At 65.0% G+C, this 19,811-nt stretch carries 18 protein-coding genes; 13 read left to right on the top strand and 5 right to left on the bottom strand.

Going from position 1 to position 19,811, the window contains the following annotated elements; genetic code table 11:
• Positions 1-28 precede the first annotated feature (28 nt).
• Both ureG and LLJ08_RS02640 read left to right on the top strand, forming a co-directional pair.
• Positions 29-643 (top strand): urease accessory protein UreG, encoded by a 615-nt coding sequence (ureG, locus tag LLJ08_RS02645; protein ID WP_014818985.1) that lies wholly within the window; start codon positions 29-31, stop codon positions 641-643.
• 76 nt (positions 644-719) lie between these two features.
• Positions 720-1,292: a HupE/UreJ family protein gene (locus LLJ08_RS02640; protein ID WP_228208143.1), complete on the top strand. Its 573-nt coding sequence runs from the start codon at positions 720-722 to the stop codon at positions 1,290-1,292.
• Between the two features lie 14 nt (positions 1,293-1,306).
• On the opposite strand, the gene LLJ08_RS02635 is transcribed toward LLJ08_RS02640, so the two are convergent.
• The 3 genes from LLJ08_RS02635 to LLJ08_RS02625 all read right to left on the bottom strand — a co-directional run bounded on the left by LLJ08_RS02635 (position 1,307) and on the right by LLJ08_RS02625 (position 4,839).
• Positions 1,307-1,549 carry a DUF2789 domain-containing protein gene (locus LLJ08_RS02635; protein WP_014818983.1) on the bottom strand — a complete coding sequence of 81 codons (243 nt, stop codon included), beginning with the start codon at positions 1,547-1,549 and terminating at the stop codon, positions 1,307-1,309.
• An 81-nt stretch (positions 1,550-1,630) separates the two neighbouring features.
• The gene (amn, locus tag LLJ08_RS02630) at positions 1,631-3,106 is read right to left on the bottom strand and encodes an AMP nucleosidase (protein ID WP_041015914.1); all 1,476 of its coding nucleotides are present in this window, start codon (positions 3,104-3,106) and stop codon (positions 1,631-1,633) included.
• A gap of 221 nt (positions 3,107-3,327) precedes the next feature.
• On the bottom strand, positions 3,328-4,839 hold the full coding sequence (locus LLJ08_RS02625) for a succinate CoA transferase (protein WP_023444942.1): 1,512 nt from the start codon (positions 4,837-4,839) through the stop codon (positions 3,328-3,330).
• 522 nt (positions 4,840-5,361) lie between these two features.
• Between LLJ08_RS02625 and LLJ08_RS02620 the strand changes: the two genes are divergently transcribed.
• Positions 5,362-6,204 (top strand): ion transporter, encoded by an 843-nt coding sequence (locus LLJ08_RS02620; RefSeq protein WP_044314081.1) that lies wholly within the window; start codon positions 5,362-5,364, stop codon positions 6,202-6,204.
• 22 nt (positions 6,205-6,226) lie between these two features.
• On the opposite strand, the gene LLJ08_RS02615 is transcribed toward LLJ08_RS02620, so the two are convergent.
• On the bottom strand, positions 6,227-7,873 hold the full coding sequence (locus LLJ08_RS02615) for an acyl-CoA dehydrogenase family protein (RefSeq protein WP_228208142.1): 1,647 nt from the start codon (positions 7,871-7,873) through the stop codon (positions 6,227-6,229).
• A gap of 144 nt (positions 7,874-8,017) precedes the next feature.
• The gene (locus LLJ08_RS02610; RefSeq protein ID WP_228208141.1) at positions 8,018-10,018 is read right to left on the bottom strand and encodes a sensor histidine kinase; all 2,001 of its coding nucleotides are present in this window, start codon (positions 10,016-10,018) and stop codon (positions 8,018-8,020) included.
• A gap of 224 nt (positions 10,019-10,242) precedes the next feature.
• Between LLJ08_RS02610 and LLJ08_RS02605 the strand changes: the two genes are divergently transcribed.
• The 10 genes from LLJ08_RS02605 (at position 10,243) to lnt (ending at position 19,809) form a co-directional block, all read left to right on the top strand.
• Complete coding sequence (locus LLJ08_RS02605) at positions 10,243-11,037, top strand: hydroxymethylpyrimidine/phosphomethylpyrimidine kinase (RefSeq protein WP_023444938.1); 795 nt, start codon at positions 10,243-10,245, stop codon at positions 11,035-11,037.
• Positions 11,038-11,051: 14 nt separating this feature from the next.
• The gene (gene thiE, locus LLJ08_RS02600) at positions 11,052-11,693 is read left to right on the top strand and encodes a thiamine phosphate synthase (protein ID WP_014818976.1); all 642 of its coding nucleotides are present in this window, start codon (positions 11,052-11,054) and stop codon (positions 11,691-11,693) included.
• Between the two features lie 55 nt (positions 11,694-11,748).
• Complete coding sequence (gene hemL, locus LLJ08_RS02595) at positions 11,749-13,032, top strand: glutamate-1-semialdehyde 2,1-aminomutase (protein WP_041015909.1); 1,284 nt, start codon at positions 11,749-11,751, stop codon at positions 13,030-13,032.
• A gap of 8 nt (positions 13,033-13,040) precedes the next feature.
• Positions 13,041-13,664, top strand: a complete 624-nt coding sequence (locus tag LLJ08_RS02590; protein ID WP_228208140.1) for a hypothetical protein — start codon at positions 13,041-13,043, stop codon at positions 13,662-13,664.
• A 117-nt stretch (positions 13,665-13,781) separates the two neighbouring features.
• Positions 13,782-14,318, top strand: coding sequence for a tetratricopeptide repeat protein (locus tag LLJ08_RS02585; protein WP_014818973.1), 537 nt, complete (start codon positions 13,782-13,784; stop codon positions 14,316-14,318).
• A 97-nt stretch (positions 14,319-14,415) separates the two neighbouring features.
• On the top strand, positions 14,416-15,729 hold the full coding sequence (miaB, locus tag LLJ08_RS02580) for a tRNA (N6-isopentenyl adenosine(37)-C2)-methylthiotransferase MiaB (RefSeq protein ID WP_228208139.1): 1,314 nt from the start codon (positions 14,416-14,418) through the stop codon (positions 15,727-15,729).
• 119 nt (positions 15,730-15,848) lie between these two features.
• Entirely contained in the window at positions 15,849-16,856 is a 1,008-nt protein-coding gene (locus tag LLJ08_RS02575) for a PhoH family protein (RefSeq protein WP_003301727.1), read from the top strand.
• Positions 16,849-17,331, top strand: coding sequence for an rRNA maturation RNase YbeY (gene ybeY, locus LLJ08_RS02570; RefSeq protein ID WP_041015905.1), 483 nt, complete (start codon positions 16,849-16,851; stop codon positions 17,329-17,331). Before LLJ08_RS02575 ends, ybeY begins: the two co-directional genes overlap by 8 nt.
• A 9-nt stretch (positions 17,332-17,340) precedes the next feature.
• Positions 17,341-18,183: an HlyC/CorC family transporter gene (locus tag LLJ08_RS02565; protein ID WP_041015904.1), complete on the top strand. Its 843-nt coding sequence runs from the start codon at positions 17,341-17,343 to the stop codon at positions 18,181-18,183.
• A gap of 117 nt (positions 18,184-18,300) precedes the next feature.
• Complete coding sequence (gene lnt / locus LLJ08_RS02560; protein ID WP_228208138.1) at positions 18,301-19,809, top strand: apolipoprotein N-acyltransferase; 1,509 nt, start codon at positions 18,301-18,303, stop codon at positions 19,807-19,809.
• Positions 19,810-19,811 lie beyond the last annotated feature (2 nt).

Raw genomic sequence — 19,811 nt, 5'->3', positions numbered from 1 at the left:
CCACACCGCCTTCCAGAGGAGACCACCCATGAACACGCAACCCCTGCGCGTCGGCATTGGCGGGCCGGTCGGTTCCGGCAAGACCGCCCTGACCCTCGCCCTGTGCCAGGCCCTGCGCGACCGCTACAACCTCGCCGTGGTGACCAACGACATCTACACCCAGGAAGACGCCCAGTTCCTCGTGCGTAACGAGGCCCTGGCACCCGAGCGCATCATCGGTGTGGAAACCGGCGGCTGCCCGCATACGGCGATCCGCGAGGACGCCTCGATCAACCTCGAGGCCGTGGAGCAGCTCAACCGGCGCTTTCCCGGCCTGGACCTGATCATCGTCGAGTCCGGCGGCGACAACCTCTCGGCGACCTTCAGCCCGGAGCTGTCGGACCTGACCATCTACGTGATCGACGTCTCCGCCGGCGACAAGCTGCCGCGCAAGGGCGGGCCGGGCATCTGCAAGTCCGACCTGCTGGTGATCAACAAGATCGACCTGGCGCCCATGGTCGGTGCCTCGCTGGAGGTGATGGATCGCGACGCCCGCAAGATGCGCGGCGAGCGGCCGTTCGTCTTCAGCAACCAGAAGGTCGGCCAGGGTCTCGAGGAAATCATCGCCTTTATCGAGAAACAGGGAATGCTCAGCGCCGCGTGACCTCGCCCATCAACGGAAATCGACCGAGTGCCAGCTTCTCGGTCCAGCTCTCAGCCTTGCAATCAGAGGAACTCGCATGAACGTACAGAAAATCCTGGTCACCTCCGCCCTACTGGTCAGCCCTGCGCTGGCCCTGGCTCACCCCGGCCATGACCACGCCGGAGTGCTGTCCGGTATCGCCCACCCGATCTTCGGTCTCGACCATCTGCTGGCCATGCTCGCGGTGGGTCTATGGGCTGCCCAGCAGACCGGCAAGGCGCGCTGGGCGCTGCCGATGACCTTCGTCGCGACCATGCTGCTCGGCGGCCTGGCCGGCTTCGCCGGAATCGAAATGCCGCTGATGGAAACCGGCATCGCCGGCTCGGTCCTGGCGCTGGGCCTGCTGGTGGCACTGGCGGTACGCCCGCCGCTGGTCGTCGCCGCAGCGCTGACCGCCCTGTTCGCCGCCAGCCACGGCGTTGCCCACGGCCTGGAACTGCCAGAGCTGTCCAGCCCGTGGGGTTATGCCGCGGGCTTCGTTGCTGCTACAGCGGCCCTGCATGCAATCGGCTATGCACTGGTGCGCTACCTGCCGCAGGCCGCCGCGCCGCTGGTGCGTATCGCCGGCGCCGCTTCGGCACTAACCGGTGCCTGGCTGCTAGCCAGCTGAGAACCAGGCCATGCCTAGTGATAGCGCCGTCGCAGCGCGACATTGAGGCGATCGACCACTTCGGCCCAGTCGGCATCCTCGAGGATTTCCTCGCGCAGAAAAGCCGCCTGGGCTGGCGTCCAGAACGACGCATCGGCCAGATAAACGTCTTCGGCCAGGGGTGAGTGGGTTTCGATAAAGCGCCTGATCGAGACATCATCGTTGGGCAGGCCCAACTGCTCGAACAGGTTATGGAAGGCGTGGATCGACTGTTCCATGTTGAACCTCCGGTGCTGACGCGGGGATGAACGCTATGAGTATCGTCCATTCCCACGAAAGCGCCGGCAGCGCATGGTGATTCAGCGGAACGGCGGCTCGTCGAAGCTGCGCAGCTTGCGCGAGTGCAGCGAGTTGAGCTGGCTGCGCAGCAGATCCAGGGCGGTGATACCGATCTTCAGGTGCTGGGTCACGGCCCGCTCGTAGAATGCATTGGCCGAGCCGGGCAGCTTGATCTCGCTGTGCAGCGGCTTGTCCGATACGCACAGCAGCGTGCCGTAGGGCACCCGCAGGCGGTAGCCCTGGGCAGCGATGGTGCCGCTTTCCATGTCCACCGCCACCGCGCGCGACAGATTGATAAGCGGCCGTTCCTGCGCCCAGCGCAGCTCCCAGTTGCGGTCGTCATAGGTCAGCACGGTGCCGGTACGCAGGCGCTTCTTCAACGCTTCGCCCTGCTCGCCGGTGACCGTCGCGGCCGATTCCTGCAGCGCCTGCTGCACCTCGGCCAGCGCAGGCAGCGGGATGTGCGGCGGCAACACCCGATCGAGGATGCCGTCGCGGCGCATGTAGGCGTGGGCCAGCACGTAGTCGCCAATCGACTGCGACTGCCGCAGCCCGCCGCAGTGGCCGATCATCAGCCAGCAATGCGGGCGCAGCACGGCCAGGTGGTCGGTGATGTTCTTCGCGTTGGACGGACCGACGCCGATGTTGACCAGGGTAATGCCATGGCCATCGTCGGCGATCAGGTGGTAGGCCGGCATCTGGTAGCGGTGCCACATCACGCCACCGATGATCGCCTGCGCCTCGCCCTCCTCCATGCCGCGCTCGATGATCACGTTGCCCGGCAACACCATGCGCGTGAAGCGGGTGTCGTCGCGCAGCATGTCGAGGCCGTGGCGGATGAACTGGTCGACGTAGCGGTGGTAGTTGGTCAGCAGGATCCACGGCTGTACGTGGCGCCAATCGCTGCCGGTGTAGTGCACAAGCCGACGCAGCGAGAAGTCCACCCGCGCGCCATCGAACAGTGCCAGCGGATAGGGATCAGCGTGCTCCCAGTCGTAGAGCCCGTCGGCGATATCGTCGGTAGCGGCGGACAGGTCGGTGCTGGGGAATACCCGCGCCAGCTCGGCGGCGGTCACGCCGGTGCCGGCCAGCTCGTCGCCCTGCTCGATGACGTACGGATAAGGGATGTTGCGGTCGCTCATGCCGACCTCAACGGTGACGTTGAAGTCCTGGATCAGCGGTTTCAGCTGATCGAGCAGATAGGCGCGAAACGCCGCCGGATGGGTCACGGTGACGCTGTACACGCCGGGCGCCTGGACCTTGGCGTAGGCACGGGTCGAGGCCGGCACTTCGCCGTGGCACTCGTAGGTCAGGCGCAGCTGCGGGTAGCGGAACAGGTTGCGCTCCGCGGCGCTGGGCTCAGTGCGGCTGGTTACGTAGCGTTTGAGCGCCTGGTTGAGCGCCGCTGTGGCCTGCGCGTGCAGCTCGGCCAGCTTGTCGACCGCCTCCTCAGCGCAGGTGGCGACGGTGAAGGTTCTGGATTCGTTGGAAGTCATGGCTCATCCTGGCTTAACACACGGGCCTATCTTGGCTGCATTTGGTGACGGATGTATACGCAGCCGAGCGGTTGGAGCCGCATCCGAGACGCCGGCGCGCTGGAAATGTGCGCCGTCATCGGCGAAAAAAAATCCGACGCCAGAGCCTGGCGTCGGATTCGGGCACCGCTTCGAGCCCGCCGCCGATGCATTGCTGCATCGGCCGCACAGGCTCCTACCGATTACTTGTCCAGCAGCATTGTGCCGTTCTTGGCGAAGTTGGCATGCCAGGAGAAGGCTTTTTCCAGCACGTGCGGGGTGTGGCCGCCACGCTGTTTCGCCTCTTCGAGGTAGGCGAGCGCCTGGGCCCTGTAGTCCGGGTGCATGCAGTTGTTGATGATTCGCGCCGCTGCCTCGACGGGCGCCAGCCCGCGCAGATCGGCATAGCCCTGCTCGGTGATGATCACGTCGACGTCGTGGTTGGTGTGATCCACATGCGTGACGAACGGTACGATGGAGGAGATCTTGCCGTCCTTCGCCGTCGAGGTCGTCACGAAGATGCTGATACGTGCGTTGCGGGCGAAGTCACCCGAGCCGCCGATACCATTCATCATGTGGGTGCCGTTGACGTGCGTGGAGTTCACGTTGCCGTAGATGTCGGCTTCCAGCGCAGTGTTGAAGGAGATGATCCCCAGCCGGCGGATCACTTCCGGATGGTTGGAGATCTCCTGCGGACGGAACACCACCTTGCCGGCGTACTTGGCGAGGTCCGAGGCCAGGTTGTCCACGCGCTTCTTCGACAGGGAGAAGGCGGTGGCGGCGGCGAACTTCACCACTCCGGCGTCGATCAGGTCGAAAACGCCGTCCTGCAGCACTTCGGAAGCGACGGTCAGGTCCTTGAACTCGGAAGTCTTCATGCCGGCCAGCACCGCGTTGGCCACCGAGCCCACACCGGACTGCAGCGGAGCCAGGCTGTTGGTCAGGCGTCCCAGCTTCACTTCCTCACGCAGGAAGTCCAGCAGGTTGTCGGCGATCTTCTGGGTTTCGGCGTTCGGCTCGAACAGCGGGGAAGGAATGTCCGGCTCGCTGGACAGCACGATACCGCGCACCTTGGCCGGATCGACCGGGATACCGATCGAGCCGATGCGCTTGCTGACGTTGTAGACCGGGATGTCCTTGCGCGAATCCTCGCCGGCCGGGCCGGGAATGTAGATGTCGTGCATGCCTTCGTACTCGCGCGGAGCAGAAGTGTTCAGCTCGATGATCACGTGCTTGGCGTTCTGCACGAAGATCGGCGAGTTACCGACCGAACCGGTCGGGATGATCTGGCCATCCTCGGTGATCGCAGCCGCCTCGATGATGGCGTAGTCGACCTGTGGCAGCACGCCTTGACGCAGCAGTTCCGCGGTATGGGACAGGTGCTGGTCGATGTAGAGCACCTCGCCGGCGTTGATCTTCTTGCGCTGCACCGGGTTGCCCTGATACGGAATGCGCTTGTTGATGATGCCGGCTTCGGCCATCGACTGGTCGGCTGCCGGGCCCATGGACGCGCCGGTGAACAGGTTGACCTTGAATTTCTCGCGCTGGCCGCGTTCGGACAGTGCCTTCGGAAACACCTTCGGCTCCCCGAACAGGGTGAAGCCGCTCATGCCCAGCGTCATGCCGTCCTCGATCCACGACGCGGCCTCTTCTGCCGAGACGACCTTGTCGAGAAACGCTGCGTTGCGGATGTACTTGTTTAGATCGGTTGCCATGAACTCACCTCAGAAACTCATCGAATGCTCGTCCGTGAAGGCTCTGCAAAGAAATTCGCCAGGCCTGACGAGGCAGGGAGACGGCCACTTGATGTCCGGAGACAAAGCGCCCATGTCTTTTGCCGCTCAATATCGGAACCTCAAAAAATCATGCGGCACTTGCAACCCCGTAACGTAGTCGCTCGCCCCATTCTAGGAGCACCAGCTCGTTTGGCTGTTATACAAAGGTACTAGCAGGCCACCGCACAGAAGAGGTCATAGCCGGTATCGACGCCCAGCGCAACCGCGACCGGCCGGCGGCGAGGCGTTCGCAGGCCGACTTCACGCGGTTAAACCGGGCTACCCAGGCTGTCGCCGCGCTCAAAGCGCCGCCTGAACGCTGTCAAATGAGGAAACGAACCGGGCACCGCCGTCACTTCCCCGCGCTGGTCTTCGCCACCATACTCGCGTCCGCCCGACTGTATTCAACGGTAGCCCCACGGTCGCGGGCAGGGCGATGATCGAAACAGACAGGTAGGCATCATGCAGGCAACACCCGTGGAAACGAGCACTCGTCGTCGACTGCAACAGGTCATCGAGCAGCCAGCCGTTCAGCGCAGCATTCTGCTGCTGATCGTGATCAACGCGGCCATCCTCGGCATGCAGACCTCGCCGGCACTGGTGGCCAGCTGGGGCGAGCTGCTCAGAGTGCTCGACATGTTGATCCTCGGCGTATTCGTGGTGGAAATCGCAGCGCGCATCTACGTTCATCGCGCGGCGTTTTTCCGTGATCCCTGGAGCCTGTTCGATTTCACCGTGGTTGCCATCGCGCTGGTGCCCGCCAGCGGCCCGTTCAGCGTTCTACGTGCCCTGCGCGTACTGCGGGTGATGCGCATGGTCACCATGGTGCCGTCGATGCGCCGCGTGGTCGGCGCGCTGCTGTCGGCCATTCCCGGCCTGGGCTCGATTGCCATGGTGCTGGCGCTGGTCTTCTACGTGTCGGCGGTGATCGCCACCGGGCTGTTCGGCGCCGACTTCCCCGAGTGGTTCGGCAACCTCGGCCGTTCGGTGTACACGCTATTCCAGGTGATGACGCTGGAAAGCTGGTCGATGGGCATCGTGCGCCCGCTGATGGACGTATTCCCCTACGCGTGGGTGTTCTTCATCCCGTTCATCCTGATTGCCACCTTCACCATGCTCAACCTGTTCATCGCGATCATCGTCAACGCGATGCAGACGGTTACCGATGCTGAGCACGAAGCCACCCAGGCGAGCATCGAGGCGGCGCGCGAGCACATCGAGGCCGACCTGCATGAGGAGGTCCGCGCCCTGCGTGGGGAAATCGCCGAGCTCAAGGACCTGCTACGCGGGCAGGCGCGCCGCTAGGCGACGCAACCCTGCCAAGGAGTCACAGATGCGGCGCACTGCGCGCCAGCAGCGCGTCGATGTCGAGCCCGCGCGGCAACGTTCCATAAACCCGCCCGTGCACTTCCAGGCGACTGGCGATGAAAGCATCCGAAACGGCGGCGTTGCCCGCTTCGAGCAGCAGTTTGGCCTGCAGGCCGACGGCAACGTCCTCGGTGAGCTGACGGGCGCGGTACTGGATGTCCTCGGTGTCGCCGAAGGCGGCCTTCAGCCGCCGGATATGCGCCTTCAGGCGGGCGTCGCCGTGGCCATCGCCGAGCTCGGCGAACAGTACTTCGAGCACGCCCGGCTCCTTCGATAGCGCGCGCAAGACGTCGAGGCACTGCACGTTGCCGGAACCTTCCCAGATGGAATTCACCGGCGCCTCGCGATACAGCCGCGGCAGGATGGTTTCCTCGACGTAGCCGGCACCACCCAGGCATTCGCTGGCCTCGGCGATCATGTTCGGCGCGCGCTTGCAGATCCAGTATTTGCCGACGGCGGTGACCAGCCGGGCGAACTTGTCTTCGTGCTCGTCATGGCGATTGTCCTGGGCACGGCCCATGCGCAGGGTCAGCGCCAGCGCCGCTTCGCTTTCCAGGGCGAGATCGGCCAGTACGTTCTGCATCAGCGGCTGCTCCAGCAGGACGCGGCCGCCGACCTGGCGGTGCGCGCAATGGTGCATGGCCTGGGTCAGGGCCTGACGCATCAGCGAGCTGGAGCCGATCATGCAATCGAAACGGGTCGAGGAGACCATCTCGATGATGGTCGGCACGCCGCGCCCTTCCTCGCCGACCATCCAGGCCAGCGCGCCGCGGTACTCGACTTCGCTGGAGGCGTTGGCCCAGTTGCCCAGCTTGTTCTTCAGGCGCTGGATGTAGAACTGGTTGCGCGTGCCATCCGGGCGATGGCGGGGCAGCAGGAAGCAGGACAGGCCCTTGTCGGTCTGCGCCAGGGTGAGAAAGGCATCGCACATCGGCGCCGAGCAGAACCACTTGTGCCCGACCAGCTCGTAGGTCTGCCCGGGGCCACCGGCGCCAACCGGATAGGCGCCTGTGCTGTTGGCGCGCACGTCGGTGCCGCCCTGTTTCTCGGTCATCGCCATACCGATGGTGACGCCGGCCTTCTGCTCCATCGGCAGGTTGCGCGGGTCATATTCGCGGGCAAGGATCTTCGGCAGCCAGCGTTCGGCGAGATCCGGCTGCAGGCGCAGGGCGGGCACGCTGGCGTAGGTCATGGTCAGCGGGCAGCTGCTGCCGGCCTCGGCCTGGTTATGCAGGTACATCAAGGCGGCACGCGCCACCTGCGCACCGGGTTGCGGGTCGCTCCAGGGCAGCGACGGAATACCGTGCTCGACGGCGCTGCGCATCAGTTCATGATAGGCCGGGTGAAACTCCACCAGATCGATGCGATGGCCGTAGCGGTCATGACTCTTGAACACCGGCCTGTGCTCGTTGGCGAGAAAGCCGGCCTGCATCAGCGGCCCACCGGCGAGCGCACCGTAGACGTCCAGCCGCGCCTGCGCCCAGCCCGCCTGATATCGCTGTACCCACTGCCGCAACGGCAAGTCGATGCGATAGAGATTGGCACCGTCGAGTGGCGGAACCTGGTTGGTGACCTCATGGGTTTCGGCGCAACTCTGCAGATTCATCTGGGCGTCCTCCTTCGATACCGGCGCAGCTGCCAGCAAGCGTAGTCGGCCTGGGCGGTGCGTCGGCCGCGCGGCAATGGATCGGCAGTGAAACATGCTGCGCGGCGAGGATTGAAGCGAGGTATCGGCCAAAAGGTCCGCGCGTCAGGCAATCGGCGCGCTGGGCGGAAGTCCGTTGGCACGGCCCGCGGCGAGCCCATCCGCGGCGCTCAGCGGCAGGCGCAGGCGCACGCAGAAGCGGCTACCCAGCCCAGGTCGCGATTGCTGATCGAGCTGTCCACCCATCAGTTCGATCAGCCCCCGACTGATTGCCAGGCCGATGCCGAGGCCGCCGTAGCGCCGGGTCATGGAGCCGTCGACCTGACGGAACTGGTGATAGAGGAAGGCCTGATCGGCGTCGCTGAAACCGATGCCGCTGTCGACGACCTCGATATTCAGCAGCAGCTCGCGCTGCTCCACCGCGCCGGCGAAACGCAGCGTGACGGCTCCGCGAGAAGTGAACTTGACGGCGTTGTCGAGCAGATGACAGATGCTCTGTTCCAGCTTCTCGCCATCGCCGTACACGCGGTCGGGCAGTTTCTCGTCGAACTCGAGATCGAAGGCCAGGCCCTTGTCCTGCGCCCGCGGGTCGAACTGCTGCTGCAGCCGTGCCGCAGCTTCCCGCAGACTGAAACGCTGATCCTGCAGGCGCAGCTTGCCGGCGCGCAGTTCGCTGAGCACCAGGATGTTGTTGACCAGGCGCATCATGTCGCGCGCCGAGCCGGTGGCGATGTGCTGGTATTGCTGCAGCTCTTCCGCCGTATCCGAGCTGGGCAACAGCTCCAGGGCACCCATGACGCCCATCATCGGCGTGCGCAGTTCGTGGCTGATATTGGAGAGAAACTCGTCCTTGAGTCGGTTGCTCTCGGCCAGCTCGCAGTTCAGCTGTTCCAGGTCGGCTCGGGCGTTTTCCAGGATCTTCGCCCGTTCGTCCTTCAGCGCGTTGATGCGATCGGCCAGCGCCATCGACAGCAGCACTACTTCCAGCGCGGCGCCAAGCTGGCTGGCGTACATGGTCAGGAAGTTGTGCGGCAGGTGCCCGAGCACCATCAGCGTGTTGATCTGCCCGCCGACCAGCAGCGCGCTCCAGGCGATGATGAAGTAGCGCGCCACGCGCATGCCACGCAGCCAGGCCAGGATGCCGGCGGCAAACACTGCCAGGGTGAACAGCAGCGCCAGCGCGGTGGCCAGGCGCAGGGCCACTCCGTAATCGGCGGCCATTGCGAGCGCCATCACCAGCACCGAGAAGACAATGATCAGCCGCAGCAGCCAATCCACCCAGCGGCTGTGCTCGGCGGTGCGCAGGAAGCTGCGGGTAAACAGGCAGCCGAACAGCCCGGTGGCCCCGATCAGCAGCGGCGTCGCGGCATTGGCCCACCAGGGACGATCCGGCCAGAGGAACTGCACACCGGCGCCGTTCACCGAGACCTGGTAGAGGCCGAACGCGGCGATGTAGAGGATGTAGTAGAGATAGCTGGGATCGCGGATGCTGATATAGATGAACAGGTTGTAGACCAGCATCGCCAGCAGTACGCCGTAGATCATGCCCAGCACATAGAGCCGCCCGGGTTGCGCCTCAAGATAGGCGTGATGCGACCAGAGACTCAGGGGCACCTGGATCGAACCCTCGCTTTGCACGCGCAGGTACAGGCGCTGGGGCCGATCAGTCGGCAACTGCACTTCGAACAGGTAGTTGCCCTGGCCGATCTCGCGACTGGCCCAGGGGCGGGTGTCGCCGGTGTCGCGCGCCAGGCGGTAACCGCCTTTGCCGTCCGGCAGGTACAGCTGCAGGCTGTCGAGCGGCGGATAGGCCACCTCCAGCAACCAGCGTCGCGCGCCTTGCACGGTTTGCGGACGGTAATGCAGATCGACGCGCACCCAATGCGCGGAGCGCGAATAGCCGGCGTTGAACACCGCGGTCCTGTGAGGCAGGAAGTGACTTTCGAACGCGGGCGAGGCGACCTCGTCTATCTGCGCGTCGCCAAATGGATCCTCGAACACCCGCATGTGCTGCCCGAGTGGCAGGTGACGGGTGTGTTCGTCCAGTTCGACGGCAGCGGCCAGGGCCGGCAAGAGGGCCAGGATAAGCAGGAAGACGTACCGCATGATGCCTCGTGCAGGCCAGGCGACGAAAACGGATTCACGCCCCGCGAACCCCGCCACCCGGTCCGAAAACCAAAGTGCCAGCAATCTACCACAGCGATGGTTGCAGCCGGAAAAGGCGAATGCCTGAGGGATCGATCGTCCGATGGCCGGCGAGCGCCGCAGCGGCGGTTAAACGCACAACTGCCGCGTCCCGCCAGCGCTGTTTGGTGATAAGCTCGCACGCCATGAAAAACCCTACTTCAAGACCCGTCGTCCTCTGTCTGTCCGGCCATGATCCCAGTGGCGGCGCCGGCCTGCAGGCGGACATCGAAGCCCTCCTGGCGCAAGCCTGTCACGCCGCACCGACGGTCACTGCACTGACCGTGCAGGACACCGTCAACGTCACCGACTTCCGCGTCCTCGACCGCGAATGGGTGCTCGCCCAGGCCAACGCAGTGATCGCCGATATGCCGATCGCGGCAGTCAAGCTCGGCATGCTCGGCTCGGTGGAAATGGTCGAGACCGTTCTCGAGATCATGGCCAGGCTGCCCGGCGTGCCGCTGGTCTGCGATCCGGTACTGCGCGCCGGTGGCGGCGGCGCGCTGGGCAAGGATGATGTCGGCTTCGCCATGCGCGAGCGGTTGTTCCCGGTGTCGACCATCGCCACACCGAACCTGCCGGAAGCCCGCATCCTCGCCGAGCTGCCCGAGGGCAGCGCCGACGAATGTGCCGAACGCCTGCTGCCGCACATCCGCCACCTGCTGATCACCGGCGGCCACGGCGATGAAAGCGAAGTGCATAACCGTCTTTACTGCCGCGATGGTAGCCGCCACGATTTCACCTGCGCGCGCCTGCCCGGCAGCTATCACGGTTCCGGCTGCACACTGGCCAGCGCCCTGGCCGGCCGTCTGGCGCTGGGCGAGGAGCTGACCAGTGCCGTCCGTTCGGCGCTCGACTACACCTGGCGCACCCTGCGCGATGCCGAGGCGCCCGGCCACGGGCAATTCGTCCCGCGGCGCCTGCCACTGGACCTGGTCTGACTGGAGAGCAGCGCATGAAGGATTCGACCCGCCTGCGCGGCCTGTACGCCATCACCGACAGCAAGTTGCTCGCCGATGGCCGTTTGCTGCCGTATGTCGAAGCCGCGTTGAAAGGTGGCGCCCGCCTGCTGCAGTACCGCGACAAATCCAGTGACGAGGCCCGTCGCTTGCGTGAGGCCGATGCGTTGCAGGAACTCTGCGCCCGCCATGGCGCGCAACTGATCATCAACGACGACGCCGAGCTGGCGGCGCGACTGGGTGTCGGCCTGCACTTAGGCCAGGAAGATGGCTCGCTGGCCGCCGCCCGTGCACTGCTCGGCCGCCAGGCAATAATCGGCGCCACCTGCCATGCGCAGCTGCCGCTGGCCGAGCAGGCCGCGCGTGAGGGCGCCAGCTATGTCGCCTTCGGCCGCTTCTTCCAGTCGCAGACAAAGCCGGGCGCACCCTCGGCCGGTCCCGAGCTGCTGCGCGAAGCCCGCGCCCGCATTGGCCTGCCGATTGTTGCCATTGGCGGCATCACGCCGGAAACGGCACCAAGCCTGATCGCCGAGGGCGTGCAGATGATCGCCGTGGTGCACGCGCTGTTCGCCGCTGACAGCCCGGCCGAGGTCGAGCGCCGCGCCAGAGCGTTCAGCCAGTTGTTCAATACCCCCTGATTCCGCCACGGCTGACCCGCCACACGGCAGTCAGCCCCTGTTCTGCGAGGCCCGCATGTCCCGTTCCGAAACCCTTTTTGCCAGCGCCCAGACCCACATCCCTGGCGGCGTCAATTCCCCCGTGCGCGCCTTTCGCAGCGTCGGCGGCACTCCGCTGTTTCTCAAGCACGCCGCCGGCGCCTATGTGATCGACGAAGATGACAAGCGCTACGTCGACTACGTCGGCTCCTGGGGCCCGATGATTCTCGGCCACAGCCACCCTGAGGTGCTCGATGCCGTGCGCCGCCAGCTCGAACACGGGCTGTCCTACGGCGCGCCGACCGCCATGGAAACCGAGATGGCCGAACTGGTCTGCCGCCTGGTGCCATCCATGGAGATGGTGCGCATGGTCAGCTCCGGCACCGAAGCGACCATGAGCGCAATCCGCCTGGCCCGTGGCTACACCGGCCGCGACGACATCATCAAGTTCGAAGGTTGCTATCACGGTCACTCCGACAGCCTGCTGGTCAAAGCCGGCTCCGGCGCCCTGACCCAGGGCGTGCCGAGCTCGGCCGGGGTGCCGGCGGATTTCGCCAAGCACACCCTGACCCTGGCCTACAACGACCTAGCAGAAGTCGAAGCCACGCTGAAGGAAAAGGGCGAGCAGGTCGCCTGCATCATCGTCGAGCCGGTCGCCGGCAACATGAACTGCGTTCCTCCGGCACCGGGCTTCCTCGAAGGCCTGCGCACCCTGTGTGACGCGTATGGCGTGGTGCTGATCTTCGACGAAGTGATGACCGGTTTCCGCGTCGCCCTCGGCGGCGCCCAGGCCTACTACGGCGTGACGCCGGACCTGTCGACCTTCGGCAAGATCATCGGCGGCGGCATGCCGGTTGGCTGCTTTGGCGGCAAGCGCGCCATCATGCAGCACATCGCCCCGCTCGGCCCGGTCTACCAGGCCGGCACCCTGTCGGGCAATCCACTGGCGATGGCCGCGGGACTGACCACGCTGGGCCTGATCAGCCGCCCCGGCTTCCATGACGAACTGAGCGCCTACACCAGCCGTATGCTGCAGGGCCTGCAGGACCGCGCCGATGCCGCTGGCATCCCCTTCGTCACCACCCAGGTCGGTGGCATGTTCGGTCTGTATTTCAGCGGCGCCGATGACATTGTGACCTTCGCCGATGTCATGGCCAGCGATGCCGACCGCTTCAAGCGCTTCTTCCATCTGATGCTCGAAGGCGGCGTCTACCTGGCACCGAGCGCGTTCGAGGCCGGTTTCACGTCCATCGCCCATGGCGACACCGAGCTCGCAATCACTCTGGATGCCGCCGAGCGCGCCTTCGCCAAGCTCAAGTGAACCCGACGATGGAATTGCTGCAGAGCATCCTGCTCGCCCTGACTGCCGGCACCAGCGCACTGCTGATCGGCCGCGCCCGGCGCTGTTACGGCGAGGCGGACCAGCCAGCGCTGTTCAGCGCACTGCTTGGCTTCATCCTGACGGCCGCCAGCGCTGCGTGCGCCGCCGCGAGCCTGCTTGGCATGGATCTGGAGGAGGCGTACCAGTGGCTGGAGCGCGCCAGCCTGCTGCTCGGTTTGCCGCTGATCGCGGTGGCTGCGCTGACCCTGGCGCGGCGCTGGGTGTGGAGTCGACCGAACTGGGGTCGCGTGGTGTTGGGGCTGTGCGTGTTCTTCGAACTGGCGCGACAGCTGGGCTGGAGCGAGCCCTACGCCTTCGGCCTGATGCTGACCAGTGCGCTGCTGGTGGTCTATGCCGGCGCGCTGCAATGGCCGGCAAGCCTGCCGACCCTTGCCGGCTTGGCGGCTGGCGCGCTTCTGCTGGGCGCGGCACCGCTGCCGAACGGCGTGTCGATCGTCCATCCGCTCGGCGACCTGAGACCGCTGCTGTTGGCCATCGCCAGCCCGCTGCTGGCCATTCTGCTGGTGCGCCTGCCGGGCAGCACACGCGAGGACAGTCCGGCAGTCGCGTAAAAAGCCGATGACAGGCGGTTAAAGGCTTTGTAAGCAGGCTGCAGCTTATCCATAATGTGACGGCTGGCTCGTTCCAGCCTTTCATTACCGCCCTGCTCCTCGAGGCGCCAGATTTTCATGATCCGCACCGGCCGCATCCTGTCTTTGGGCTGTCTGCTGCTTCTCTCGCCTCTCACGGCCCTGGCCGGCGGGAATACCCTGCTGATCCCGGCGACCGCGCGCTGCGCGCTCGACACCCTTCCCGAAGAACTCCCCGAAGCACTGCGCAACTGCCAGCAGGCCGCCAGCGAAGGCGATGTGCAAGCCGCCTACGAGCTGGGCGAGTTTCACTACGACGGCAAGCGTGCGCCACGCGACCTGGCCAAGGCGCTGTACTGGTTCGAGCAGGCCTCACTGCGCGGTCATGCAGCCGCGCAACACCGGCTCGGCGTGATGTTCTTCCGCGGCGAAGGGGTCAAGGCCAACAACGTCCAGGCCTACATCGTGCTGAAGATGGCTGCCGTGAATGGCGAAGACGATGCGCTGGATACCGCCGACCGAGTTTCCGGACAGATGCGTCGCGACGAGCTGGAAATTGCCACCCAGGTCCTCGGGCAGATCTTCCGCGACTACCTGATGCAACTGCAGGCCGCCGACGCGCCGCAGATCCCCTGAACAATCGAGAAACCCCACGGCATCCACCCGCGCTTTCCCCTGCTCGGTCGTGGGCATATAATCGCCGGTCATTTTTTGCACAACGCCGGCCCGTAACATGACCCGCAAGCTTTTCATCGAAACCCATGGCTGCCAGATGAACGAGTACGACAGCTCGCGCATGGTGGACCTGCTGGGCGAACACCAGGCCATGGAGATCACCGAGAACCCGGCAGAAGCCGACGTGATTCTTCTCAATACCTGCTCGATCCGCGAAAAGGCCCAGGAAAAGGTCTTCTCGCAACTGGGTCGCTGGCGCGAACTGAAGCTGGACAATCCGCAACTGGTGATCGGCGTCGGCGGCTGCGTGGCCAGCCAGGAAGGCGCGGCCATTCGCGACCGCGCCCCGTACGTCGACGTCGTCTTCGGGCCGCAGACCCTGCATCGTCTGCCGGAAATGATCGACGCCGCGCGCACCACCAAGAAGCCGCAGGTGGACATTTCGTTCCCCGAGATCGAGAAGTTCGACCGCCTGCCAGAGCCGCGCGTCGACGGCCCCAGTGCCTTCGTTTCGGTCATGGAAGGCTGCAGCAAGTACTGCACCTTCTGCGTGGTGCCCTATACCCGCGGCGAAGAAGTCAGCCGCCCGCTGACCGACGTGCTGGCGGAAGTCGTCCACCTGGCCGAAAACGGCGTGAAGGAAGTCACCCTGCTGGGGCAGAACGTCAATGGCTATCGCTACGACGGGCATGACTTCGCCGACCTGCTGCACGCCGTCGCCGCGGTAGAAGGCATCGGCCGTATCCGCTACACCACCAGCCATCCACTGGAGTTCTCCGACGCGATCATCCAGGCCCATGCGGACATCCCGCAGCTGGTGAAATATCTGCATCTGCCGGTGCAGGCCGGGTCCGACCGCATCCTCGCGGCGATGAAGCGCAACCACACCGCCCTGGAGTACAAGTCGCGCATCCGCCGGCTCAAGGCCGCAGTGCCGGATATCCTGATCAGCTCGGACTTCATCGTCGGCTTCCCCGGCGAGACCGACAAGGACTTCGAGCAGACCATGAAGCTGATTGAGGACGTCGGCTTCGACTTTTCCTACTCCTTCGTCTACAGCTCGCGCCCCGGCACCCCGGCCGCGGATCTGGCCGACGTCACCCCGGACGAGGTGAAAAAGCAGCGCCTGGCGATCCTCCAGCAGCGCATCAATCAGCAGGGCTTCGAGAACAGCCGACGGATGGTAGGTACCACTCAGCGCATCCTCGTCAGCGACTACTCGAAGAAGGACCCTGGCATGCTGCAGGGCCGTACCGAGCACAATCGCATCGTCAACTTCCGCTGCGACAACCCCCGACTGATCGGCCAATTCGTCGACGTGCACATCGACGACGCGCTGCCGCACTCGCTACGTGGCACCTTGCTAGCTTGAGAACCGGGCATGCGGCCCCCATGTGATTGCATCGGGGCCGCGACTGCGCTTTCCGCTTTGCGCCCGCGGCGCTATTCTTCCCTCACCACTTCGCCGACCACGGCCACATATAAAAGCCCTTGAACGCACCCATAGAACCGCATCGTTTCACCCTCGAACCCTTTGAAGCCCGTCGCTTCGCCAATCTCTGCGGCCAATTCGACGAGCATCTGCGCCTGATCGAACAGCGCCTGGAACTGGAGATCCGCAACCGCGGCAACCAGTTCGAGCTGATCGGCCCAACCGACGCGGCCAAGTCTGCCGAACAGCTGCTGCGCCGGCTGTACCGGGAAACCAAGAACACCGAGCTCTCTCCGGACATGGTGCATCTGTACCTGCAGGAATCCGGAATGGAGGAGCTGGCCAATCCGAATGCGCACCAGGGCGTCGCCCTGCGCACCAAGAAGGGCATGATCCGCCCCCGCGGTGCGAATCAGCAGCGCTACGTCAAAGCCATCCTCGACAACGACATCAACTTTGGCGTCGGTCCGGCCGGTACCGGCAAGACCTACCTCGCCGTCGCCTGTGCCGTGGACGCGCTGGAGCGCGAACAGGTGCGCCGCATTCTCCTTGTACGCCCGGCGGTGGAAGCCGGCGAGAAGCTCGGCTTCCTGCCCGGCGACCTGGCACAGAAGATCGACCCCTACCTGCGCCCCCTCTACGACGCGCTCTACGAGATGCTCGGCTTCGAGCATGTGGCACGGCTGATCGAGAAACAGGTGATCGAGATCGCCCCGCTGGCCTACATGCGCGGCCGCACGCTGAACAACAGCTTCATCATCCTCGATGAAAGCCAGAACACCACCCAGGAACAGATGAAGATGTTCCTTACGCGGATCGGCTTCGGCTCCACCGCGGTGATCACCGGCGACATCACCCAGGTCGACCTGCCCCGCGGCACCAAGAGCGGTCTGGCGCACGTCATCGAGGTGCTCAAGGACGTCAACGGCATCAGCTTCACCCACTTCAAGCCAAAGGACGTCGTGCGCCATCCGCTGGTGCAGCGCATCGTCGAGGCCTACGAGTCCTTCGAGGATCGCCAGTCGCCGGCCAGCAAGCGTGCCGCGCAGGACGCCAGCGATGATTGAACTCGACCTGCAGTGCGCCAGCACGGGCGCTGCGCCGGCCCTCGCCGATCTGCAGCGCTGGTGCGAACTGGCGCTACGCCAGCGTAGCGGCGACTCGGAGCTGACCATTCGCCTGGTGGACGAGGAAGAAGGGCGCGAGCTGAACCGCACCTGGCGGCAGAAGGACTACGCGACCAACGTGCTGTCGTTCCCGGCAGACGTTCCCGACGAACTGCTGGACATCCCGCTGCTCGGCGACCTGGTCATCTGCGTCCCGGTGGTCGAGCGCGAAGCCGCGGAACAGGGCAAGGCACTGGCGGCACACTGGGCGCATCTGGTCATCCATGGCTGTCTGCATCTGCTCGGCTACGATCACATTGACGATGCCGAAGCCGAAGAGATGGAAGAGCTGGAGCGTCAACTGCTGGCCGAGCTGGGTCATCCCGACCCCTATGCCGAAGAATCGCCCGTCATGGGCACTTGCAAGGACTCCTGAGTCAACGACATGAGCGAAGATCGATCGATCAGCGGGCAGAAGACCTGGCTGGAAAAAATCACCCAGGCTTTTGCCCATGAGCCCAAGAATCGCCAGGAGCTGCTGGAAATCCTGCGCGAAGCCCATCAGAACAAGCTGCTCGACAGCGAGGCGCTGGCCATCGTCGAAGGTGCCATCCAGGTCGCCGACCTGCAGGTACGCGACATCATGGTGCCACGCTCGCAGGTGATCAGCATCAAGGCCGATCAATCCCCTCGCGAGTTTCTGCCGGCCATCATCGGTGCCGCACACTCGCGTTATCCGGTCGTCGGTGAAAGCCTCGATGAAGTGATCGGCGTGCTACTGGCCAAAGACCTGCTACCGCTGATCCTCAAGGATGAACAACACAGTTTCGACATCAAGGATCTGCTGCGCCCGGCCACCTTCGTGCCGGAATCCAAGCGCCTCAACGTACTGCTGCGCGAATTCCGCGCCAACCACAACCACATGGCCATCGTCATCGACGAGTACGGCGGCGTGGCCGGCCTGGTGACCATCGAAGACGTGCTGGAGCAGATCGTCGGCGACATCGAGGACGAGCATGACGTCGAGGAAGACAGCTACATCCGCCCGCTGCCCAGCGGCGACTTCCTGGTCAAGGCGCTCACCCCGATCGACAGCTTCAACGAATACTTCGGCAGTGCCTTCCCCGACGACGAATTCGATACCGTCGCCGGCCTGGTGATGAGCACCTTCGGGCACCTGCCCAAGCGCAACGAAGTCACCGAGATCGACGGGTTCCGAGTGCGTGTGCTCAACGCCGACAGTCGCCGTGTGCATATGCTGCGCCTGAGCCGTACCGCGGGCGCGTAAGCCGGCACGAGCCGTTCCGCGCAGCCGACCCTGCGCGGACACTCGTCCGCCAGCTGCTTGCCGGCCAACTTCATCGCCCTTAGCCTCCCTCCCCGCACCGCTGCGCAAGGAACTTCCATGCACTGGATCTCCCGTCCCGGATGGCCGGGCAACCTGCTGGCACTGGTCGCCGGCACACTGACCACGCTGTCGCTGGCGCCTTTTGACATCTGGCCGCTGGCGCTGCTCTCGGTGGCGCTGCTGTACCTTGGCCTGCGCGAAACCGCAGCGAAGCAGGCGGCGCAGCGCGGCTGGTGCTACGGCTTTGGGCTATTCGCCTCGGGGGTCAGCTGGGTCTACGTCAGCATCCATGACTTCGGCGCGGCCTCGCCGGCGCTGGCCGGATTGCTCACTCTCGGCTTCGTCGCCGGCCTGGCGCTGTTCTTCGCCCTGCTCGGCTGGCTCTGGGTGCGCCTGCTGCGCAATCGCCATTCCGCACTTGGCGATGCGCTGGCCTTCGCCGCACTCTGGCTGGCGCTGGATGCGCTGCGTGGCTGGATTCTCACCGGCTTTCCCTGGCTGTACATCGGCTACAGCCAGCTGGATGGTCCGCTGGCCGGACTGGCTCCGCTCGGCGGGGTCTGGTTGCTGAGCTTTGCCGTCGCACTGAGCGCCACCCTGCTCGCGGCGATCCCGCGACTGCTTGCCGACAAAGCACGCCTGGCCGCCGCCGTCGTGCTGCTGCTTTCCCCCTGGCTGGCAGGCCTGGCACTCAAGGACCATGCCTGGACGACCAGCAAGGGCGAACCGCTGACCGTTGCCGCAGTGCAGGGCAACGTCGCACAAAGCATGAAGTGGGACCCGAAGAAGCTCGAGATGCAGCTGCTGCTGTATCGCGATATGACGTTCGGTAGTCGCCCGGCAGACCTGATCGTCTGGCCGGAAACCGCGGTACCGATCCTCAAGGAGCATGCCGAGGGCTACCTGACGATGATGGCCGGCTTCGCCAACCAGCGCGAATCGGCACTCATCACCGGCGTACCGGTACGCCAGCCCAACCCGGAGGGCGAGCTGCGCTACTACAACGGGCTGACCACTGCCGGCGATGGCAGCGGCACCTATCTCAAGCAGAAACTGGTGCCGTTCGGCGAGTACGTACCGCTGCAGGATCTGCTGCGCGGCCTGATCGCCTTCTTCGACCTGCCGATGTCCGACTTCGCCCGCGGCGAATCCGGCCAACCACTGTTGCAGGCGAAGGGCCTGCAGATCGCGCCATACATCTGCTACGAGGTGGTCTACCCGGAGTTCGCCGCAGGGCTCGCGGCGCAGAGCGATCTGCTGCTGACGGTGAGCAACGATGCCTGGTTCGGCCGCTCCATCGGTCCGCTGCAACACCTGCAGATGGCGCAGATGCGCGCTCTGGAAGCCGGGCGCTGGATGATCCGCGCGACGAACAACGGCATCACCGTGCTGATCGACCCCTACGGGCAGATCACCGAGCAGATTCCGCAGTTCGAACAGGCCGTGCTGTATGGCGAGGTAACTCCGATGCAGGGGCTGACGCCGTATCTACGCTGGCGCTCCTGGCCGCTGATCGCGGTATGCGTGCTGTTGCTCGGCTGGGCGCTGGTGAGGCGCGAGGCATAGTC

It is taken from the genome of Stutzerimonas chloritidismutans, assembly GCF_020783375.1.
Lineage (GTDB): Bacteria > Pseudomonadota > Gammaproteobacteria > Pseudomonadales > Pseudomonadaceae > Stutzerimonas > Stutzerimonas kunmingensis.
The sequence above is the reverse complement of the archived record's forward strand: the minus strand, read 5'-3'. Positions and strand labels throughout refer to the sequence as shown.